The 820-nt window shown below is 39.9% G+C and carries 1 pseudogene; it reads left to right on the top strand.

Annotated features, from left to right (window positions below):
• Positions 1-656 (top strand): annotated as a pseudogene (locus tag A3739_RS10370) (alpha-amylase); the annotation flags it as partial.
• Positions 657-820: the final 164 nt, after the last annotated feature.

Below are 820 nucleotides of genomic sequence, written 5' to 3'. Positions count from 1 at the left end.
CTTTTGTAAGCACCATGTTAGGCTTTGGTGGTAGGGTCTCTATGCGGGCGTTGGAGAATAATCAGAATAAGCCCTATGAAGTGAACATCTCTTTGTTTGATGCATTGCAAGGTACAACGAAAGGGCCTGACAAGTGGGGTGTGAAACGTTTTGTTTGTGCGCATGCATTAATGTTGGGCTTAGAAGGGATTCCGGGGATTTATATCCATAGTCTGGTAGGTACTCGAAACGATTATCAGAAACTAGAACACACCAAACACAATCGTTCGATTAATCGTCATCGATGGGAATTGAGTGAGCTTGAGTCAGAATTGGCCAATGAATCGAGCACACATTCGAAGATATATCATCAAATTTCAAAGATGCTTGAGATTAGAACCAAACAAGCGGCTTTCCATCCAAACGCAACGCAGTTTACCTTGCATTTAGGGGAGTCAATTTTCGGTTACTGGAGGCAAAGTACGGATCGACGCCAAAATATATTCTGTATCTATAACATCTCAGATACAGAGCAAGACATTCATTTAAGCGAATTGAATATTACGGAGTTTGATAGTTGGGTCGATTTGCTCTCAGGTACTGTGATTACTGATATCGACGGTGTTGTAAATATGCGTCCCTACGATGCCTTATGGATTAGCAACCAAAATAGTTAAGGCTTATTTTTCTATATAAATTAGCTGCTTAGTGCAAGATTTGATGACACTGCTATAGTTATAAGAATAGTTATTTTAAAGTGCGAATCCATGAAGTATCTACAGAGTTTTAGTAAGCAGCTACGCTTCTTCCGTGAAACACATAAGCTGAGCTTGTCTGATAT

The organism is Oleiphilus sp. HI0067, assembly GCF_001635735.1.
The sequence above is the reverse complement of the archived record's forward strand: the minus strand, read 5'-3'. Positions and strand labels throughout refer to the sequence as shown.